At 38.0% G+C, this 21932-nt stretch carries 12 protein-coding genes; 7 read left to right on the forward strand and 5 right to left on the reverse strand.

Translation table 11 applies throughout. The features are described from left to right. Positions 1-18 precede the first annotated feature (18 nt). The 3 genes from ABVM49_RS13715 to ABVM49_RS13725 all read left to right on the forward strand — a co-directional run bounded on the left by ABVM49_RS13715 (position 19) and on the right by ABVM49_RS13725 (position 6294). Positions 19-1980 (forward strand): endonuclease, encoded by a 1962-nt coding sequence (locus tag ABVM49_RS13715; RefSeq protein WP_405202415.1) that lies wholly within the window; start codon positions 19-21, stop codon positions 1978-1980. A gap of 130 nt (positions 1981-2110) precedes the next feature. Further along, a complete protein-coding gene (locus tag ABVM49_RS13720) occupies positions 2111-2488 on the forward strand; it encodes a hypothetical protein (protein ID WP_298354070.1) in 378 nt (125 codons plus the stop codon). 128 nt (positions 2489-2616) lie between these two features. Then, entirely contained in the window at positions 2617-6294 is a 3678-nt protein-coding gene (locus tag ABVM49_RS13725) for a metallophosphoesterase (protein WP_405202416.1), read from the forward strand. A gap of 82 nt (positions 6295-6376) precedes the next feature. Here the strand turns inward: ABVM49_RS13725 and ABVM49_RS13730 are convergent, their stop codons facing one another. Continuing rightward, positions 6377-10099 (reverse strand): metallophosphoesterase, encoded by a 3723-nt coding sequence (locus tag ABVM49_RS13730; RefSeq protein ID WP_405202417.1) that lies wholly within the window; start codon positions 10097-10099, stop codon positions 6377-6379. Between the two features lie 47 nt (positions 10100-10146). On the opposite strand from ABVM49_RS13730, the gene ABVM49_RS13735 reads away from it, so the two are divergent. After that, a complete protein-coding gene (locus ABVM49_RS13735; protein ID WP_405202418.1) occupies positions 10147-11388 on the forward strand; it encodes a Pycsar system effector family protein in 1242 nt (413 codons plus the stop codon). Positions 11389-11409: 21 nt separating this feature from the next. On the opposite strand, the gene ABVM49_RS13740 is transcribed toward ABVM49_RS13735, so the two are convergent. Continuing rightward, positions 11410-13797, reverse strand: a complete 2388-nt coding sequence (locus ABVM49_RS13740; RefSeq protein ID WP_405202419.1) for a GAF domain-containing protein — start codon at positions 13795-13797, stop codon at positions 11410-11412. 78 nt (positions 13798-13875) lie between these two features. On the opposite strand from ABVM49_RS13740, the gene ABVM49_RS13745 reads away from it, so the two are divergent. The 3 genes from ABVM49_RS13745 (at position 13876) to ABVM49_RS13755 (ending at position 17166) form a co-directional block, all read left to right on the forward strand. Next, positions 13876-15012 (forward strand): redoxin domain-containing protein, encoded by a 1137-nt coding sequence (locus ABVM49_RS13745; RefSeq protein WP_405202420.1) that lies wholly within the window; start codon positions 13876-13878, stop codon positions 15010-15012. A gap of 67 nt (positions 15013-15079) precedes the next feature. Next, positions 15080-16153: an endonuclease/exonuclease/phosphatase family protein gene (locus tag ABVM49_RS13750; protein ID WP_405202421.1), complete on the forward strand. Its 1074-nt coding sequence runs from the start codon at positions 15080-15082 to the stop codon at positions 16151-16153. Between the two features lie 134 nt (positions 16154-16287). After that, positions 16288-17166, forward strand: a complete 879-nt coding sequence (locus ABVM49_RS13755) for a mechanosensitive ion channel family protein (protein ID WP_405202422.1) — start codon at positions 16288-16290, stop codon at positions 17164-17166. 82 nt (positions 17167-17248) lie between these two features. On the opposite strand, the gene ABVM49_RS13760 is transcribed toward ABVM49_RS13755, so the two are convergent. The 3 genes from ABVM49_RS13760 to ABVM49_RS13770 form a co-directional block, all read right to left on the reverse strand. Then, the gene (locus ABVM49_RS13760) at positions 17249-18508 is read right to left on the reverse strand and encodes an aminotransferase class I/II-fold pyridoxal phosphate-dependent enzyme (RefSeq protein WP_035328391.1); all 1260 of its coding nucleotides are present in this window, start codon (positions 18506-18508) and stop codon (positions 17249-17251) included. Between the two features lie 135 nt (positions 18509-18643). Beyond that, positions 18644-19684, reverse strand: coding sequence for a PLP-dependent cysteine synthase family protein (locus ABVM49_RS13765; protein WP_405202423.1), 1041 nt, complete (start codon positions 19682-19684; stop codon positions 18644-18646). Positions 19685-19819: 135 nt separating this feature from the next. Continuing rightward, positions 19820-21880 (reverse strand): S9 family peptidase, encoded by a 2061-nt coding sequence (locus ABVM49_RS13770; RefSeq protein ID WP_405202424.1) that lies wholly within the window; start codon positions 21878-21880, stop codon positions 19820-19822. Positions 21881-21932 lie beyond the last annotated feature (52 nt).

Raw genomic sequence — 21932 nt, forward strand, 5'->3', positions numbered from 1 at the left:
ATCTACAACATTACTTGTATGAAACATTTTTACTTCATTGCTTTTCTTATTTCTATTTGCTGTAATCCTTTAATAGCGCAGGTCACTATAAATGAACTTGATGCAGATACACCTAGTACAGATGATCAAGAGTTTATAGAACTCCTTACCTCTCCAGAAGCTTCTCTAGACGGCTATGTACTAGTTTTATTTAATGGTTCTAGCAGTGGCGGTGATAGTAGCTACTTTGCACTTGATCTAGATGGCCTCGTGGCAGATGTAAATGGTATTGTGCTTATAGGTAGTAATAATGTGGTGCCTGTGCCAGATTTTATACTGTTTGATAATACGATACAAAACGGTGCCGATGCCGTTGCAATATATCAGGGAGACGAACAAGACTTTCCCGAAGGTACACTTGCTACCACAGCAAATCTTGTAGATGCACTGGTTTATGATACTAACGATAGTGATGATACAAACCTTCTTAATCTATTAGGAGAAACGGCACAAATAAACGAAGGTGGTAATGGTGCATCATCTAGCAACTCCATCCAACTTAATAGTACGGGAGGATATGATGTCACAACCCCTACCCCAGGACAACTTAATGATGGATCTGGAGTGGTATTTAATTTTATAGGCGCTAGCGCTTCTCAAACAGCTTATAATGAAGGTGAAGAGATTATAATAAACTTCACTACGACTACAGCCGTTACAAATACTACAGAATTTACATTTACTCTTGACAATGCGGGCTTTAACTCGGCAGATTTTACGGGTGACACAAGTGTTACCATTGCAGCAGGTGCTTCTACAGGACAAACTACCATTACAATCATAGACGATCAAGACGACGAGGGTGATGAGGAGCTAAAAATTACCTTTGGTGAGATGCCAGATGGTTTTAAAAGAGCAAATGATAATGTTATCATACGTATCATAGATAACGACTTTACAACTGCCTCATACGGTACTCCACTAGATCCTACCTATGACCAAGTAGAAAGTACACAACCAGATGGCTATTACGACTCTATTGATACACTTGCAGATGACGCACTTATACAAGCCTTACAAGATATCATAGCAGATCCATCTATTGTACGTGCACAAACCTATTCAGATATTATAGATATCTTAAAAGAGGCAGACCAAAGCCCGCTTAACAGTAATCAGGTATGGCTAGTCTATACAGAGCAGCAGCGACCTAAGTTAGATTTTCAAACTTCTGGAGGTAGTAACGTGGGCTTATGGAACAGAGAGCATACCTACCCACGATCGCGTGGAGGTTTTAATGACATAGAGTACGATCAAGTAGCAGATGGCATAGACATTTTTACAACCACAAAGGCAGACTCACTACGCCACGCAAATAGTGATGCCCACGCACTGCGTGCAGCAGATGGACCAGAAAATAGCTCTCGCGGTAACCAAGACTACGGCGAGTACAGTGGCCCCACAGGTAATCAAGGTAGTTTTTATGGTGATGTAGCGCGTAGTATCTTTTTCTTAACCATACGCTATAACGGGCTTGACGTAGTATCTGGTAATCCTGCAAATACTACTGTAGGAGCTCTAGGTGACCTAGATATTTTACTAGACTGGCACCGCAACGACCCACCAGATGATTATGAGATGAATCGTAATAACGTTATCTACAACTGGCAGTTTAACCGTAATCCCTTTATAGATATGCCAGACCTTGTAGAGTACATCTGGGGTACAAACGTAGGTGAGCAGTGGACTAATCCGCTGGGAGTTGAAGATAATGAGCTTAGTGATATGACTATATATCCTAACCCATCTTCTGGTGCAATTACTATAACTACTCCTCAAGAAACTGGTGAGGTATTCTTGTTTGACACTCTAGGTCGTGAGGTTTATAAAGATAACTTTCAGAGTGGTAGCCCTATAATTCATAACCTACCTAGCGGTGTATATATTGTAAAAGTGAAGACAAGTACAACAGCCACAACACGTAAACTCATTGTGAGATAAAGCAGCACTTCGGAGTAATTACGCTTTCGCGAAAGCGCAACTCTATACCCTTTAGGTTTTAACATTGTGTCGTTTTCTTTTAACCCTTTATTAGTACAAAATGGGATGTTACAACTGTATCTTACAAGTTATGATACATTTAGACAAAGAAGAAAACAAAAACAACGCATTTTTAAACACGACCATTACCTATCTTGAAAACAAAGGTTTTGAAAATATCAAAGCAGATGTAGCAGGCTATGAGACGCCTACATCCTTTACAAGACAAGAAACAGGAAACACCATCATACCAGATATTGTGGCCGAAAAGCGTGGCATAAAATACTTCTTTGAAGTGAGTTTAAAATCTACAAAACCTCAGTTGCTTAAAACCAAGTGGCTACTACTAGACACCCTCACAAAAATGAAAGACTATCGTTTTAGAATTATCACCACAAAAGGGCATTTAAGTTTTACGCGTGATATGATAGCAGACACGAACCTAAACAAGAATTACATTCGCATATAATACTAAGTGTGTGTTAGTTTTTAAATTGCCTATTTCTTAATTGAAATAGGCAATTTTATTTAACACAAATTAGACTTTCTGTAAGATTTTTTGTGAAAAATGATATGTAGATTGAATAAAATTTAAACGTGAATAAAACAGTACACCCCCTTTCATTTATAATTACAAAGTTCCTCCTGCTAGGAGCTATAGTACTATGTGCATCTTGTGCTGTACATCACGACTTGTATAGAGAACAAACACGTAACATAAATATTGACACCAGCCAAAATTATGTAAGTTTCTTCCAGCTAGGTAACGCTGGTGCCTATGCGCGCGGTGCAAATGAGTCATTACTTAATAACGCAAGTAAGTATATTAAAAAGCATAGTAAAAAAGAAGATTACTTTTTATTTACGGGCGATAACCTACATCGCAATGACCTAAAAGATACTCGTAGTAAAAAACAACTTTTACAACAGCTTGAGATCACAAAAAACTTTAAGGGCACCGCACTCTTTTTACCAGGAGAACTTGAGTGGAACGAGACTGGTCTAAAAGGAATGGAAGAAATAGAAGATGCCATAGAAGACTTTTATGACGAAGAAGATCATTTTATGCCTAAAAATGGTTGCCCTCTTGAAACCATAGAAGTTAATGACGAAGTTGAGCTCATTCTCATTAACTCACAATGGTATATAGAAGACTGGAGTAAAGTAAAAGAGATGAACGACAAGTGCGAGCTCAAAACTCGTGAGCAGTTTACCACATTACTAAGTAGCGAGATACGCAAGGCTCGTCACAAAACAATTATTATAGGGATGCACCACCCACTCTATGCAAATGGTGTATACGGAGGAGAAATTCCTGCTGAGGTTACTTATCGCCCCACGGCAGAGAATCTCTTTATCCCAGGCGTGGGAACTCTTTGGTCGTTTTTACGATCACAAGGAGGATTATCAAAACAAGACAGATATAACCCACTTATGAACGAGCTTATGTCTCATATAGAGCTTGCTAGTTTTGATGCACCTAGAGTTATTATACTCTCCTCACACGAGCGATCTATGCAATACATAGACCAGGGAGAAATAAAGCAAGTCATTGCCGGTACGGGTAGCTCTGTAAAGCCTGCAAGATTGAGTAAAAAAGGACTTTTTACGTCTACAAAACCAGGTTTTTCTGAAGTGAGGCTGTATGAAGGAGGTGCATCTTCTGTTCATTTTTATGGACTACAAGATGGGAGCCTGACAGAGCTATACTCAAAAACAGCTTTTCAAAAACCTCAAGATTATAACATAGACAGCCTTCCTACACGTTTTCCAAAAACGATGGTGGCATCTATTTATCCCCAAGAAAGCGTTTTAAAAAGTGCTAAGTATGAGAAATTCTGGGGAAAGCACTATAGGTACGTGTATGGAGTGCCTGTTGAAGCTCCCGTTGCCCTGCTCGATACTTTATATGGTGGTCTTACGGTGCAACGCGCTGGTGGCGGAAATCAAACTAATGGTCTACGCCTTGAGGACAAAGAAGGGCGTGAGTATAATATGAGAGCTATTGCCAAAGATCCGCTTGCCTTTTTAAAATCGGCGGGGTATAATGATCTTGATGCCGAAAATTATTTTGAAGATACCGTTCCCGCAACTGTAATTGAAGACTTTTATACAGCCGCGCATCCTTATGGCGCATTTGCAATACCAAGACTTGCTGGTGCCATAGATGTCCCTCACACACACCCAAAATTATATTATATACCCAAGCAAAAAGCACTAGGCAACTTTAATAAAGACCACGGTAATGTGCTTTATATGATTGTAGAAAAACCTAGTGGTGACTTTAATAAGTCACATATGTTTGAATTTAGCAATGAGGTAGAAAGCACACCAGATTTATTTAAAGAACTACGAGAAGATGAGTCTAACCAGCTTAATGAGCGTATGTACATACGAGCGCGCATATTTGATATGCTCATAGGTGACTGGGATAGACACGAAGACCAGTGGCGCTGGGCACAAGATAAGGTAGATGAGGCAGATGGTGTCATAAAATATCTTGCTGTACCCAGAGATAGAGATCAGGTGTTTGCAAAATTTGACGGCGCATTTTTAGAAAAAGCACAAAAAATAATGAGCGGGATGCGACAGTTTGGTAACTATGGGCCAGACATTCCTTTTATTGAGCAATTTAGTGAGAGTGCCGTAAACCTAGACAGAGCCATATTACAACAGGCAGATTTATCGCTTTGGCTAGAGGAGGTAACTTATATTCAAGAACGCATTACAGAAGAGGTTGTGCAAAGCGCTTTTAAAGCTGCTCCAAAAGAAGTTCAAGATGCTACGTGGATGGAGATACAGGAGAGTTTGCTTTCGCGAAAGCGTAATCTTCCCGATATCGTACAGCGTTATTATAGCCATTTAAGCAAGTTTGTATCTCTTAAAGGAACTGATAAGGATGATCACTTTGTCATTGAAAATCTGGCAAATGGAAATGTACGAGTTATGGCTTATCGTATTAAGGACGGTGAGAAAGGTACATTACTCTTTGACCAAACACTGGATAAAGACGTGACAGAAAACATATGGATTTATGGCCTTGATGATAAAGATATATTTGAAGTAAACGGCTCACTTATTAGTCCTATAAAAATAGTGCTTGTAGGAGGACTAGAGAATGACACGTTTACTGTAAATGGCGGAAAGAATGTTACCATTTATGATCAAAAGTCTTATAAAAACACGATTGTAGACAAAGGGAAAGCAACTCGCCACATAGATGATATATACGAGAATCATATTTATGACACCGAGCGTAGACCAGATAGTGGCGGTACTTTTGGCCTTGAAGCAAATTACAATCCAGATGAGGGCTTCTCACCGCATATTACTTTTGGAAAATCTACGTTGGGTTACGAGAGGCATCCTTTTACAACAAAGATTGAGCTCGATGCCCGTTATATATCACTTACACAGGCGGTAGACGCTTCACTAGAGTGGCACAAGGCTCACCTCTTTCACGATTGGAATTTTAAAGCTTTTGGGCGATTGACATCTGCAAATTATACAGAAAACTTTTTTGGACTCGGTAATGGTAGCTTTAATAATGCAAATAGCTTTGATGACAATGGAGTTTACACTCAATATTTACAAGCTGGGCTAGGTCTATACTATACTGGTGAATATGGCTCTTCTACAGCTTTTGATCTTACTTATGAAAACACAAATCTGAGAGATATAAATGTCATAACTCCTGCACTAGCAAGTACAGAGTATATCTCCCTCACTGGGAAATATGAGTATAAAAGTAGAGATGATGAGGCTTTTACCACGAGGGGAATGCATTTTACAATACGTGGGAGTGTAGCAGATGAGCTTACCTCATCGCAATATGTGGGAGCCATAGACCCTAGTATAACATTCTGGAATGCTATAGATAGATCACGCAATATAGTTTTAAAAACAAGTATTGCTAGTGAGTTACGATTTGGTGAAGATATTCCATTTTATAGACTCGCAACGCTAGGTGCAAATAACGGATTAAGATCTTATAGACAAGGTCGTTTTAGAGGTGAGCAATCTCTTGCTGGATCTGTAGATATAGGCTTTAAATTAAAACCCATACGCACCTTTTTATTTCCTGTGCGTACGCAAGGATACATAGGTTATGATACGGGACGCGTCTGGACTGGTGGAAATGAAGATAGCACATTACACTACAGCTATGGCGGCGGATTAGAATTTACTACCGCTGCAGTGCTTAAAACAGATGTACATTATTTTTACGGTCCAGAAGGAGGCAGACTAGGTTTTGGGATATCATTAGGTTTGTAAAGGTATGCTTGAGGGGCAAACTAACAAATAAAGGCTCCCACTTGGGAGCCTTTTTTGTTAAAGCTATTTGAGTTATAGATTTTTACAATCTAACTCCAAATCTAAAGTCTATACGCATCCCGTCTTCACCAGCAAAGGCTCCTATTTGTCCTGATACGGTTTCTACCATATTTATCCAGAAACCACCTCCAAAGTCGTTGTGCCATTTCTTACTGTCTTCACCATCAACCCACACACGACCTACATCTGCTCCTCCAAAAACTCCTAGCTGTATAGGGATAAGACCTGTACTAAAACGATCAAAACTATATCTTATATCTCCAGAAGCTGCTAGTGATGACTCCCCGGTAAATCTATTAAAGCGATAACCTCTTAATCCTGTTCTTGCTCCTAGTGAGGCTGCTTGATAAAATTCAAAGTCGTCACCTATTCTTATTTGTGATTGCACGAGTGTTTTTAAGACTAATTTCCTATTTCGCGAAAGCGCATTATAAAACCCTATTTTTGGGTTGATATATGCATACATTCTATCACCAGAGCTCAAGTTGCGCTTTGCACCTATAACTGTTTCAAACTCCATACCTCTAGTTGGGTTTGCTTGATTATCTGCACTTACATAACTGTATGAACCTTCTACACCTATAAAAGACTGCCCTCCAAAAAAGTTATCTGTATCTGGGGTAAATAGTGTAGCATCATCTATAATACGTCCTCCTGTTTGCTCTATTTCTATACGCTCAAAGTTTGCTACAAAACGTAGTTTACTACCAAAGGTATTGTCACTCTCTACACCTATATGTGCACCAATCTCGCCATTACGTACACGGTTAAAGTCGAGTCCTAAATCGTCGTCATTATTTACTGTTTCATTTCCAAAACCAAAGAAGTTACGAGAGAATGCCTCGTTTGTAAACTTTCCTCCTACTACCAGATTCCACTGTCCGAAAGCATTTGCAAAATCACCTTCATATTTTAAATTAAGTGACTCTGTCGCAAATGAATATGTCGCATTAAGGGTATGCCTACTGCTAAATGGGTCATTTTTAAACCCATATGTAGAAAATACATTAGTCACGCCTATGAGAAGCCCATCATCTGGATTAAAGCCTATGGCTGGTAATGTACTATTTGCTGTACTTTTTTTCTTGAGTGGGTCGTATGTGTTAAAGTTATAGATATTTGAGTACTTCACATTTGCTCCGCTCTTTTCTTTTACGGTATTTGGCTTTGTTTTATGCTCATACACTTTAAGTCTACGACCGTCTTTTATCTCATAAATGTCGTTGTTTTGACCCCCTACAATTTTCATTTTAATAGGTCTCTTCCCTCCTCCACTTACATTAAAAACATCATCATCATCGAGACCGTAAATCCATATTTCGTTGGTTTCTTGCGATGAAATTATTCTATCTACAAAAGGTTTTTTAACCTCTCCATCTTTTATTCTAGAGATTTGTACTCTGGTACTCTCATCACCTCTTGTAATCTCAAAGTGATCATCTTTATCTGTTCCCGTAAGAATTACGAGCGTAGAGATATAGTCATAGTAGGTCTCTGCTATATCTACAATGTTAGACCTTCTTTCGCGCAGGCTCTTTTTAATTTCATCAACTCCTAGGTTTTGCACCTCTAGAGGTAAAGCTTTAAAAGCCTCATCTATCTCTTGATCTGTTAGATTTTCTTGTAGATATGTAGCCTCACGTAGCCAGTCTTCTTTTACGGCATTTTTGAGTAGTGCGCGATCCATTTTGATACCCGCTTCATTAATCCACTTTACGTTTTCTAGATCTCCATCATAGTTTTGAAACTGTTTTACCGCTGGGATAAGCGTTTTAAGAAGACCTAAAATTGCTCCATCAAATTTTGAAAACACTTGATCTCTATCACGAGGTATGGGTCTGTACACCTTAGTATCCTTGTTATCAAATCGTGCCCACCTCCACTGGTCTGCGTGACGGTCCCAATCACCTATAAGCATATCAAAAATACGAGCCCTGAGGTAAGCTGCTTCATCTATCTGGTACTCCTCATCATCTCTTAAATTTTCATATACATCATCTGTACTATCTATACTATCTGGGTTTCCAAAAGAGTCTACATCTGTAAAATCTTCGTCTGGTCGTTCTTCTATGAGATATAGTTCATCTCCATAATCTGCATTATACTTACCAAGAGCTTTATGCTTAGGCACATATATTAAACGCGGATTAGTATGGTATATACCTACCGCATCAGAGAGTTCTGCCACCGCAAGTGAAGCATAAGGGTGTGCAGATGTGTAAAAATCAAGAATTAAGTCTTCTGTAAACGTATCCCTAAAATCTTCTTGAATAAAATTATCCTTAAATGCCACACTCTGTAAAAACTGCACTGCGCTCTTGCGTACGGCTCTCAAGTTATAAGCGCGCCCGTCTTTATCCTTAAGTCGTAAAGAGCGTGTCTGGTGCCCACCACCCTTTCTATCTACTGTAAAACCTCCCATAAGCGTGTCTAACGTTGCAACAGGGGCTGTAACAGGTGTACCATAAACTTCTCTATAATGATCTCCCCAGAGTGACGTATGTACATCTGAGACGTCTGTATCATTTTGCTCATATACCGTTGCCATTACCGTCTCTGGATAGAACTCTGGCAGCGAGTCTAGATTAACCGGCTCGCGAGGTGGGTGTACTTGTGATGTAAATAATAATTCTGGCTCTCCTTGGTTTGCAGCATAAAATCGCACTGCCGAAGACTCGTCTTCATAAATATCTAATATAGCAAAGCCTTGACCTCCGTATGAGAAAAGCCCATCTTCTCCCAGCGCTGCTGCAGAGTTTTTTGCCCCGGCTCCACTCACAATCTGTTTAATACCTTCATTCTCAATATACTGTATACTATGCTCGTGACCAGAAGCAAAAATCACTTTATCTGTATCTGTAGCAAGTACCGCTATACGTTTCATAAGCTCATTGTAGCGTTTATTGTATCTATCTTGAATAGATACACCACCTTGTGATCTAATCTGTGCTACAAGAGAAGCAAGCACCGGAAGCGGAAACTTACTTTGCGTAGGATATAATTGCTTATCAAAACTGAATTTACCACCGTGTACCCCATTTGTATACATAGGGTGATGCATTACAACAACTATCGTTTTCTCATTATTCTTTTTAAACTCATTTTCTATTTCTAAAAATAGACCCTCACGAGTACGTATGTTACAATCGTCATTTATAGTAGGATTCTCATCCCAGTCTTCTAGATACCACTGCGTGTCTATAATCATTAACTCCACATCTTCACTTACCTCTTTCATCTCGATAGGGCATCCATTTTCTGGTTGAAAAGCTTCTTTATCATCTAGTGCTTTTTCAATATACTTTTCTTGGCGTTTTACTCCTTCTACTCCACCTGCATACCAGTCGTGATTACCAGGTATAAAAAGTGTCTCTCCCTTAAAGTTTTCTACAGCTGCGATTTGTATATCTAGCCTGCGCTCTGCTTCTGCGCGCTCTGGGTGATCTTTTTTAGGTAATCCAGCATCATAAATATTATCTCCCAGAAAGACTGCATAGTCATCCTTAGTATCTGCCGTATCTATTACTTTTTTGAAAGCATCAAGCGCATATGTACTACCGCCATCACTATCACCTCCAGCATCACCTATGAGGTAAAATGTTTTATGTATACGCTTTCGCGAAAGCGTACTACTATCAAAATTTTGAGGCTCAGCTACTTCATTTGCATACTTAGGGGCATACGTCGCACAACCACTTAAGAAGAGGGCTAGTAAGAAGTTAAGAAAAACGTAATATTTGTTCATATGGCTAATTTTAATGTACTTTAGAAGTCTAATCGCTTGCAATTACTATGACCGAATTACTCGAAAAAACGGATAACTATATCTCTCAACTTTTTGATAACGAACTACCTAAGACGTGTATATATCATAATTATGTACATACAAAGAGAGTCCTTAAAAGTACCCAAGAAATTATAGATAATAGTGAAGAAAAACTTAAAGATGAAGAAAAACTCATTCTTCAACTAGGTGCACTACTGCACGATATAGGGTATGTAGACGGCACAAAAGAACACGAAGCACGCAGTGCACAAATGGCAGAAACCTTCTTAAAAGGTGAAGGTGTAGATGATCATATTATCTCTGAAGTTAAAAAAGTAATACTCGCAACAGATATGCGAGTTGAGCCAGAAACCTATCTAGAAAAGGTACTAAGAGATGCAGATGCATCCCATTTTGCCAAAGATTATTTTCCGGAAGCTAGTGAATACTTGCGTCAAGAACTAAAAATTAAAAACATCAAGGAGTACACTCCAGAAGAGTGGACAAAAGCAAACATAAAGATGTTTACAATAAAACATAAGTACTATACTACCTATGCCCAAGAAAACTGGAAGCCCAAAAAAGATAGCAATCTTAACGATCTAACAAAGGCACGTAAAAAGGCTAAAAAAGCTAGAAAGAAAGAAAAAATAAAAATGGAACTCAAGGACGCAAGTCCAGAAAAGGGTATCCAGTCTATGTATCGTATTGCTTTACGTAACCACATCAAGCTTAGTGATATTGCAGATACAAAGGCAAACATTTTACTCTCTGTAAATGCTATTGTAATCTCTCTTGCCCTTGCAAATCTTATCCCAAAACTTGAGAATGAAAGTAATGCTCACTTAATATACCCTACTGCGGTATTTGTACTTTTTGCAATGATCTCTATGGTAATGTCTATTATAGCTACCAGGCCAAACGTTACCCGCGGCGAATTTGACAAAGAGGATGTGCGCCAAAAAAAGGTAAACCTACTATTCTTTGGAAATTTTCATAAAATGAAACTTGAAGATTATGAGTGGGCTATAGGAGAGATGTTGCAAGATAAAGAATACATATACTCTGCACTTACAAAAGATTTATACTTCCTAGGAGTCGTACTCGACAGGAAATATAAGTTGCTACGTATGACCTATAATGTCTTTATGATAGGTATTATCATATCTGTAATCACGTTTGCAGTATTCTTTATCTATAGAGATAAAGCCGCAACTGTGGTAGAAGGTGTGGGAGATCTTACTAATATGACCCTAGGCTTTATATAAATAAAGCCTAGGGTATATTATTTATGCCTTTATCTCTTCCATAAGGTCTTCATAAGTATAGAAGCTCTTTTTTGCTTTTCCCTTTTTCTGAGCGTAAAGCACGTTTACACGTAGTGCCTTGAGGCCAGTAACCGCTTGTAGATCTTCTAACTGAAGTATCTCTATCTCAGATCCTAAATAATTCTTGGTCTGCAAGAATTTAATATAGCGTAAGTATTCTTGTTCGTCTTCATATTGCGAGTACACGATGGTAATTTTACCAGCTTGTGTAATACGCTCTTGGGTGCCTTTTATATAAGCTTTATCTACTCGCTTTTTTACCACTTCATACCTAGCATTATAAGTGCCATCTACGTCAAAACGTTTTTCGTCCATTCTGTAACGAACAGATAGTGAAGTGTTAAACACGAGTATCATAGAGGCAACCTCTAGTGGGTGATCCATCTTTCGCGAAAGCGAGAAATGTTCATTTTCCATCTCGCACATTACTTGTAGTTGCCACAGTCGTAAATTATAGAGGTAAATTTTATTGAAGCTATCGTCTTTTGTAATAGCCTCTCCTAAGTACATATTGTGCTCTACTCCATCTGTTTTAAACAATTCAAAAAAGTGTGGGTACATATTTTGAGCTGTTTTTTGCTTCTTTTCCAGTACGGCTGCCATACGCTTGTTGAGTAACATAACAGACTCGTCGTACTCTTTACGGTGGCGGTATACAAGACCTAGATTATCTTCTATCTGGCTTCTATATGATGTAATGAGTGCTTTGAGCTTATCACTACGTTTTAATAAATGGCTAAATAATGGGCGTATATTCTCTTTTAAAAAGTTAAGAATCTTACGCTCACTATCTACCTCCAGTTGCTCTTTAGTTTCTACTAAAAACTCATTGAGATTGTATTCTAATTGCTCATAGATAGGTAAAGATTCTATACTACGTGCTTCTTTTAGAATTTCTATAGCCTTATCTAGCTGTAATAAGATATCCTTTTGTGTAGCTTTATTACGCGCTTCTGAAGAGCCTTTAATATCTATTTGCCCAAAGAGTGGGTATACATCTTTAAAAACAACATCTCTAAACTGAACGTTTGCATCTCCTTGAGCTTGTAATTTTAAGAAACGTTTTGCCTCTTGCTCAAATTTCCAGTAGACACTCTGATGTATAGACGTACACTCGTTTTGAATAACGAGTTCTATCTCATTTTCTTGCTGCTCTTTATTGCGCACTACTGCCTCGACTATATAAGGCATTACATCTTCTAGTTTATTTGCATTAATAGTGTTAAGCTCACCTACATTGGGAGAAGCTAACTCAAATATTCCTAGCAAGTTACCTTTATACCTTACAGGAGCTAGTATCACACTTCCTATACCTTGATCTTTAAAGTTTTCATACATCTTAATGTCTGGAAAACGTTTATGATATTGTTTAATATCTGATACTGCAAAATACTTACCTGTCTTAAAAACGGCATCATATGATCCTTCACAAAGGGCAGATGTACAAGTCGCCTCAGTCTCACCGTAAAGGATGTAACTGTTTATTTTTTTAAGTGGTACCAGTTCAAATTTACCTTCTTGCTCATTATAGTTAGAAAAACCTATTTGAATTTCTGGTAAATTGAATATAGCTTGAAAGATTTTATGAAAATCTTCTGTAAAGTTTGTATCATCTTGGTCATATCGTAATAGACCAGATTTTAGATTTGATATGGATACATCTACCGTAGCGTCATATAGGTTTGCGATTACAAAGCCTTTAAAAATATAACCTTGAGAGGGGAATTTTTCTTTCCACACCTCTATATTATCAAAGTTATCTAATAACACGGCAACATCCTCTTCTGTGATTTCAGGAGTTTCTGGCTTTTTTTCTATACCTACAAAGTCTCCGTTATATAGCATTCTATATGAACGTGTCATACCACTTGCATCTGGTATCTCGTAATAAAATGGCCTTCTAAAGTCTATTTTATAACCATAATACTGCATTAAGATAATGCTGCAGCCCATTATGTAATAATGGTTATCATCAAAGTTTGTTATTTCCGGAGTATACTCTTCTCCTCCGCTAGCTATAATAGACTTATATCGCTTTGTAGACTGTAATACCGTCTCCTGAAATGGCATTGAGACTATCTTTATCTCATTGCTTTGTAATACTGCAGGAAAGAGATCTAACAGTAAATTATCTATCTGCTCTTGATATTGTGATAAGTTGTCTAGATCGCTTATACCTGTGATAAGCTCAGGAAATTTTTGTGTTATTTGAGTAAGCTCTTTAATTCTATTTTGAGCCTGTAGATGATCTGTTGCTGCTTCTTGGGTGTAGTGCGCCATAAGCTTCTCCACACTAAAGCGTAAGTCCAACGGAAAATCTTGATTTTTAAATTGCATACTCGTCTTCATAACTTCTGGCTTCTATAGCCCTCTTTCTTTCTTTATTATACGCACTATTCTTATTTTTGTTACTTAAAATAATCATTTATGAAACAATTAGTAGCGATAGCCGTACTTTTCTTACTTTATTCTTGTGGGAATAATGATATTTCTCCAATACAAGGAACCGCTGCTGGTATGCCAGATGGCACAGAGCTTTATCTAGAAGAACTGGGGTCTAACAATAAGCGTATAGCTCTAGACACCGCCCAGGTAACTGCCGAAACTTTTACTTTTAAAAAACCAATTACAGAGGGTACTGGTATCTTAATCTTGAGCCAAGGCAAACCTAATAACCAACTCTTACTAGTAAAGGATGCAAAACCTCTTACTGTAGAATTGTACAAAGATAGTCTAGGCGCATCAATTGTAACAGGAAGTTTAGAAAATGAATTGTTTAATTCTTACAGAAATAGCGCTAGACAGACAGCTGTAAAAAAACAACAATACATTAAAGAAATGCAAAAAGCGCAACGTGAGACAGATGGCGTAATGGTCACATTTATGCGTGAAAAAATTTCAGATATAGACGAGCAATTTATTGTTGATAAAAAGGCAGTAGTAGAGAATAATACAGACAAGATGGTCTCAATCATAGCCCTATCTGACCTTATTAATGCAAAAGTTCTTAAAGTAGATGAGTCTGATGCTTATTTCCAGAGCTTATCAAAAGACATACAAGATTCTCCTATAGGTGAAAGCGTAGAAAATTATATCGCACAGCTCAAATCACAACGTATTGCCAGTGCTCTAGCTAGTGTAGGTAATAAAGCGCCTGAGTTTAGCGCAAAGACTCCAGAAGGCAAAGAACTTGCCTTATCTGATGCATTAGGAAAGTATACTATCATAGACTTCTGGGCATCGTGGTGTAGACCTTGCCGTATGGAAAATCCTAATGTTGTAAACGTATATAACCAGTATCACGATAAAGGGCTTAATATTATAAGTGTATCCCTAGACAGACCAGGTCAAGAAGCTAGATGGAAAAAAGCTATTAAAGATGATAAAATGGACTGGTACCACGTCTCTAACTTAAATTACTGGCAAGACCCAATACCTAGAAGTTATGGTGTGCGTGCAATACCAGCTACATTTTTACTTGATGAGAATGGCGTTATTATCGCAAAAGACCTAAGAGGATCTGCCCTAGGTGCAAAAATGAAAGAGCTTTTAGGTGACAGCTAAAAGCTGTCGTCACAAAGTATTGTAAAAAATATAGCAAAAATCATATAGCCTTTTTACATTTACTACTATGTTAATAGGGCTTATCTGTTTGTTTATTGTAGCACCACTGCTACCGCTATTGCCTATATCTCACTGGACCGTTAGGTTTTTTGATTTTGTGCGATTACAAACGGCTGTTATACAAGTTATACTCATTGCCCTTGCTTTTATTTTCTGGAAGCAATTTAATGTCGTGCAAATAATTGCTATTACTGCCATTGCAGCTGTACTGCTATACCAGGTCATTCTTATAAGACCATACACGCCTTTTTATCACAGACGTAAGCCTAAGCAGCAATTTCACAAAGAACAACTCACGCTGGTCACAGCAAACGTTTTACAGACCAATACAAATTATGATGACTTTATAAAGCTCATAAAGGAAAGCAAGCCTCACATATTCATTACGATGGAGTCAGACCAAAAGTGGGATGATGCCATCTCTACGGCATTTCCAGAGTATATATATACTGTTAAGGCTACGCTAGATAATTTTTATGGGATGCATATCTATTCTAAAATTCCCTTTAAGAGTGCAGATATACACTATCTAGTAGAAAAGGATATTCCTTCTATACATTGTGAGATAAACTACGCAAACCAGCTATTTAATCTAATTGCAATACACCCAGCTCCACCGAGTCCTACAGAAAATGAAACGTCAAAAGAACGTGATGCAGAGCTTATGCTTGTGGGTAAAAAATGTAGAGAGTCACAAGACGCTACCGTGGTATGTGGTGATCTTAATGATGTGGTATGGTCTAAAACCTCACGCCTTTTTAGTAAAATGACAGGATATCTTGACCCACGAGTAGGAAGAGGGTTGTATCCATCCTTCCACGCAAACTACTGGTTACTTAGATTTCCGCTAGATCATTTATTTTATTCAAAGGATTTGCACGTTACACAAATGAAGCGCTTGCCACGCTTTGGTTCAGATCATTTTGCGATGTATTACAATATCGCTTTCCCGCTCGTAGATGTAGATGTTCCTAACCCTAGTATGTCAAAAGACGAAGTTCAAGACATCAAAGAAATCATAGCAGATGGAAAGATTTCTGCCCGCATTGCAGAGCAAGAAGAACTAGAGGCCACGAGATAGCTTTCGCGAAAGCGTACTCCTATTTTTCTTAATTTTTTTTAGAAATACCCACATTTACTAGTTAATGAAGGTTAAATAAGATAAAAATTTTAACATTTGGCGGTAATTTGGTTTCAAACCAAAGAAAAACCCGAATGGATAAAATAACAGCATCATTAAATAACCTATCGACCAAATTATGGGGATGGGTAGAAGCATTTATAAGAAACCTTCCTAATCTAGCAGTCGCTATACTTGTACTCGTGATCGCATACTTTGTATCACGCCTAGTAAATAAGTACTCACAAAAAGTAGTAAAGAAGTATGTACCGCAAAAATCTATTACAAAACTTATAGGTAGAGCTCTTGCCGTAATCGTTGTGCTTGTAGGCTTATTTCTTGCCTTAGGTGTTCTTAATCTTGATAAAACGCTCAACACACTTATAGCCGGTGCCGGTGTATCTGGACTCGTTATAGGTCTCGCCTTGCAAGGAGCGCTTGCAAATGGTATTGCAGGGATTATACTATCTTTTAGAAAACGAGTTAATATAGGCGATTGGGTAGAAACAAGTGGTTATACTGGCTACGTAGAGGATATAAAACTTAATAATTTTAGTATACGTGAACCAGATAACAATATTGTAATCATTCCTAACAAAACAATTACAGATAATCCTTTAAAAAATTACTCTATCACAGACCGCGCACGCATTATTATAGAATGTGGTGTAGGCTATGAATCTGATCTTGAAATGGTAGAAAAACTCACAAAGGATACTATAAACAATACGTTTGCACAACAGGGATCTAATGAGGAGGTAGAATTCTTTTACACAGCCTTTGGCGGCAGTTCTATAGACTTTGTATGTCGTTACTGGGTAGACTGTGAAAACGGTAAGGATAAGCTCACAGCAAAGCATAAAGGGATGCTAGCAATTAAGAAAGCCTTTGATGCAAATGATGTAAATATCCCATTCCCTATTAGAACACTTCAATTTGATAACAAGCTATCAATGGTAAATGAAAGTGAATAGTTGTTATTACGCTTTCGCGAAAGCATAAAAAAACCCGTTACTATAACTAGTAACGGGTTTTCATTTTTATAATGCTTAAAACTTAAGCTCCAAAAGCCTCAGCCACCTTTGCCGAAAGTCTCTTGTAAGTTCCGTTATCAAGACGCTCACGTATCGCCTCAAAAGCGTTAAGTGTTTCTTCTACATCTGTAAGTGTATGTGATGCCGTAGGTATCATTCTAAGAAGTATAAGACCTTTAGGTATTACAGGGTATACTACAATAGAACAGAATACTCCGTGGTTCTCACGTAAGTCTTTTACAAGTGCCATTGCTTCTGGCACAGATCCTTTAAGATATACTGGTGTTACACAAGATTGTGTTGTACCTATATCAAAACCTCTTTCCTTAAGACCACCTTGTAATGCATTTACATTCTCCCATAACTTCTCACGAAGTTCTGGCATAGAGCGTAGCATATCTAATCGCTTAAGTGCTCCGACCACAAGTTGCATTTGCAGTGACTTTGCAAACATTTGTGAACGTAGGTTATATTTTAAGTAATCTATTATTTCTTGATCTCCAGCAATAAATGCTCCTGTAGATGCCATAGATTTTGCAAAGGTTGCAAAGTATACATCTATATCATCTTGAACACCTTGCTCCTCACCTGCTCCTGCACCAGTAGCTCCTAGCGTACCAAAACCGTGTGCATCATCTACAAGTAAACGAAAATTAAATTTTTTCTTAAGAGCAACTATCTCCTTTAGTTTCCCTTGCTCTCCACGCATACCAAATACACCTTCAGAAATCACTAAGATTCCTCCGCCGGTTTGCTCTGCCATTTTTGTAGCACGCTCAAGATTTTTTTCGATACTTGCCATATCGTTATGCTTGTAGGTAAAACGTTTACCCATATGCAGTCTCACACCGTCTATAATACAAGCGTGGGTATCTACATCATACACAATGATATCATCCTTACCTACCAGCGCGTCTATAGTAGACATAATACCCTGGTAACCAAAGTTAAGTAAGTAAGCTGCTTCCTTTTGTACAAAGGCTGCACACTCATTTTGAAGTTGCTCGTGTAGCTCTGTGTGACCAGACATCATACGAGCACCCATAGGGTAAGCAGATCCATAATCTGCAGCTGCTTGTGCGTCTACCGCTCTTACTTCTGGACGATTTGCAAGACCTAAATAATCATTTACACTCCACGTGATCACTTCTTTCCCTTGAAACTTCATACGGTTAGAAATAGGCCCTTCTAACTTTGGGAATACAAAATATCCCTCTGCAACTGATGCCCATTTACCTAATGGTCCCTTATCCTTGTAAATTTTATCAAATAAATCTTTCATATGCTTGTTTTGAAAACAGGTGCAAAAGTACACAATTTTGACATTTTTACCTAACAGTAAAATCTAATAGTATGATTGCCAAAAACAAAAAACTCCTACACAAGGTAGGAGTTTAAATATACGTAATATTTTAGATTACTTTATGTATTCTATAGTTGCGACAGCTTCTTCATTTTGACTATCAAAAAAGCCTTGGTCGCTCATCCATTTATCAGAGAAGACCTTACTCATATAACGGCTTCCGTGATCTGGAAATATTATTACTACTTTACTATCTTTTGTAAATTCTCCTTGTGCAGCTAGCTGCTTTACACCTTGTATAGCGGCACCACTTGTATAACCTACAAAAAGGCCCTCTGTAGTAGCGATCTCTCTAGCACTATGTGCCGCCTCTTCATCACTGACTTTTACAAACTCATCTATAGCATCAAAATCTGTAGCTGTAGGTATTAAGTTTTTACCTAAACCTTCTATTCTGTAAGGGTAAATCTCTGTAGCGTCAAACTCACGCGTTTGGTGATACTTTTGAATCACAGACCCATAAGCATCTATCCCTATCACTTTTATCTCTGGATTTTGCTCTTTTAAGAATCTGGCAGTTCCAGATATTGTGCCACCTGTACCACTACAAGCAATGAGGTGAGTAATCTTCCCTTCTGTCTGACTCCACACTTCGGGACCTGTAGATAAGTAATGAGCATCTATATTGAGCTCATTAAAATACTGATTAATGTATACAGAACCCTTAGTTTCTTCGTGCAGTCTTTTTGCAACACTATAATAAGATCTTGAGTCGTCTGCACTCACATTCGCAGGACATACATACACCTTTGCTCCCATTGCTTTAAGAGCATCTATTTTATCTGGCGAAGATTTTGAGCTCACTGCAAGTATACACTCATATCCTTTTATGATACTCACCATTGCAATACTAAAACCTGTGTTACCAGATGTAGTCTCTATAATAGTATCGCCGGGTTTAAGTACTCCAGTACGCTCTGCCTCCTCTATAATGTGAAGAGCTATACGATCTTTTGAAGAGTGACCTGGGTTAAAAGCTTCGACTTTGGCTGAAAATTCACCGTCAAAATCGGCTGTTATGCTATTTAATTTTATGAGGGGCGTGTTACCTATAAGTTGTAACGCGTTATCATAAACGTTTAAGTCCTTGTTCATATATCTAGGTTAGTGCCTTGCGCAGTTTCTGGTTAAAACGTGCGCGCAAAACAGAGCAAAAATACTATAATTTTTAAAAATAAGATCTTTCTTAGTGGTTCTATTCCATACAGTTATAAACATCAAGCTGTGGCACTACTTAGTAATCCCCTCTAAATCAAGTAAAAACGCATAATCTTGCGCCACCTCTTTTAAGGCTTCAAAACGCCCTGATGCTCCACCGTGACCCGCATCCATATTGCACTGGAAGATGATTTGGTTATTAGAAATGTTGTTCTCCCTAAGTTTTGCTACCCATTTTGCAGGTTCCCAGTATTGCACCTGGCTATCGTGATAACCTGTGGTTACTAGTACATTAGGGTACGCTTTCGCGAAAGCGTTATCATAAGGACTGTAACTCTTCATATATTCATAATACTCCTTATCATTAGGGTTTCCCCACTCATCATACTCTCCCGTTGTGAGTGGTATGGTATCATCAAGCATCGTTGTAACTACATCTACAAATGGAACAGCAGCGATAACCCCGTTATAGAGCTCTGGTGCCATATTTATAACCGCACCTATAAGTAAACCTCCCGCAGAGCCTCCGTATGCATATAGATGTTTTGATGATGTGTAATTTTGTGCTATCAAAAATTTTGAAACATCAATAAAATCTGTAAAAGTGTTTTTCTTTTTAAGGAGTTTTCCATCTTCATACCATTTACGACCTAGATACTCCCCTCCTCGTATATGCGCAATGGCATAGATAAAACCTCTATCAAGTAAAGAAAGACGTATACTACTAAATGATGGATCTATGGTACTTCCATAACTTCCGTACGCATATTGCAGTAGGGGAGCGTTTCCGTCTAGCACTGTATCTTTATGATAAACGATTGAGATTGGAATTTTTACACCATCTTGGGCTGGTGCCCAGATGCGCTCCATCTTATAATTATCTTTTGAGAAGTTACCACCAAGAATTTCTTGTTCTTTTAGAACCGTTTTTTCTTGAGTCTCCATATTAAAATCAATAACAGAGGCTGGCGTGTTTAGAGCATTGTAAGCATATCTAAGAATATGAGTATCAAAATCTATATTTGTCGTAGGGTATGCATCATAGGTCTCATTATCAAAAGGAAGGTAGTAGTCTACTCGATCATCCCAACTTTTAATTCTTATCTTATTTAACCCGTTGCTACGCTCACTTATCACTAAGTACTCCTTAAAAATCTCAACGTCTTCTATAAGCGTGTCTTCTCTGTGAGGTATAAGGTCTTCCCAGTACTGCATCGCTGTTTGATTTTCTGGAGTTCTCATCACCTTAAAGTTAGTAGCCTTATCTTTATTAGTTTGTATATAAAACGCGTCATCATAATGCGATACGGCATACTCAAGACCTCGTGTACGCTCTTGAAAAACTTTAAAGTCTGTTGTTCCTCGGGCTGCAGATGCAAATCTAAACTCACTCGTCATCGTACTGTCAGAACCTATGAGTATATATTTTTTTGACTTGGACTTAAATACATAAGTATAAAATGTCTCGTCGTCTTCTTGATAAACGAGCACATCTTCACTAGGATCTGTACCTAATGTGTGTTTAAATATCTGGTTAGAGCGTAGTGTCTCTTCGTCTTTTCTGGAATAATAGACAGTTTTATTATCATTTGCCCATACAGCACCGCCTGTTGTATTTTTAATTTCAGTATTATGAATCTCTCCAGTAACGAGATTCTTAAAACGTATAGTATACTGGCGTCTACTTACGGTATCAATACCGTAAGCCGCAATGGTATTATCTTCTGAGACAGAGTAGCTAGCTTGACTAAAATAAGAATGACCAACAGCCATCTCATTATTATCAAAAACGATGATCTCTGGAGCATCTAAACTTCCCTCTTTTCTACAATATAGTGGGTAATCCTTACCTGTTTCAAAACGTCTGTAATACCAGTAGCCATTGTGCTTATAAGGTACTGAAGCATCATCTTCTTTTATCCTACCTTTCATCTCCTCAAAAAGTTCAGCTTGAAATGCTTTGGTATGAGCCGTCATCTCATTGTAATACCTATTTTCTTCTTCAAGGTGTGACAACACCTCCGGACTATCTCTTTCATTCATCCAGAAATAATCATCTACTCGGGTATTATTATGCTTTTCTAGTTGAACAGGTAATTTATTGGCTACAGGTGGTATATTATTTTTTATCAAGAGCTTTATATTTTATAGAAATGCAAAAGTACAACCCATCTGTCTAACTATT

Origin of the sequence: Dokdonia sp. LLG6352-1 (assembly GCF_045055815.1) — a bacterium.
GTDB lineage: Bacteria > Bacteroidota > Bacteroidia > Flavobacteriales > Flavobacteriaceae > Dokdonia > Dokdonia donghaensis.

What these genes read in the sequence shown, in the direction of transcription:
- ABVM49_RS13715 (WP_405202415.1), top strand. Translation starts at nt 19, where the DNA reads ATGAAACATTTTTACTTCATTGCTTTTCTTATTTCTATTTGCTGTAAT.
- ABVM49_RS13720 (WP_298354070.1), top strand. Translation starts at nt 2,111, where the DNA reads ATGATACATTTAGACAAAGAAGAAAACAAAAACAACGCATTTTTAAAC.
- ABVM49_RS13730 (WP_405202417.1), bottom strand. Translation starts at nt 10,099, where the DNA reads ATGAACAAATATTACGTTTTTCTTAACTTCTTACTAGCCCTCTTCTTA.
- ABVM49_RS13735 (WP_405202418.1), top strand. Translation starts at nt 10,147, where the DNA reads ATGACCGAATTACTCGAAAAAACGGATAACTATATCTCTCAACTTTTT.
- ABVM49_RS13740 (WP_405202419.1), bottom strand. Translation starts at nt 13,797, where the DNA reads ATGAAGACGAGTATGCAATTTAAAAATCAAGATTTTCCGTTGGACTTA.
- ABVM49_RS13745 (WP_405202420.1), top strand. Translation starts at nt 13,876, where the DNA reads ATGAAACAATTAGTAGCGATAGCCGTACTTTTCTTACTTTATTCTTGT.
- ABVM49_RS13750 (WP_405202421.1), top strand. Translation starts at nt 15,080, where the DNA reads ATGTTAATAGGGCTTATCTGTTTGTTTATTGTAGCACCACTGCTACCG.
- ABVM49_RS13755 (WP_405202422.1), top strand. Translation starts at nt 16,288, where the DNA reads ATGGATAAAATAACAGCATCATTAAATAACCTATCGACCAAATTATGG.
- ABVM49_RS13760 (WP_035328391.1), bottom strand. Translation starts at nt 18,508, where the DNA reads ATGAAAGATTTATTTGATAAAATTTACAAGGATAAGGGACCATTAGGT.
- ABVM49_RS13765 (WP_405202423.1), bottom strand. Translation starts at nt 19,684, where the DNA reads ATGAACAAGGACTTAAACGTTTATGATAACGCGTTACAACTTATAGGT.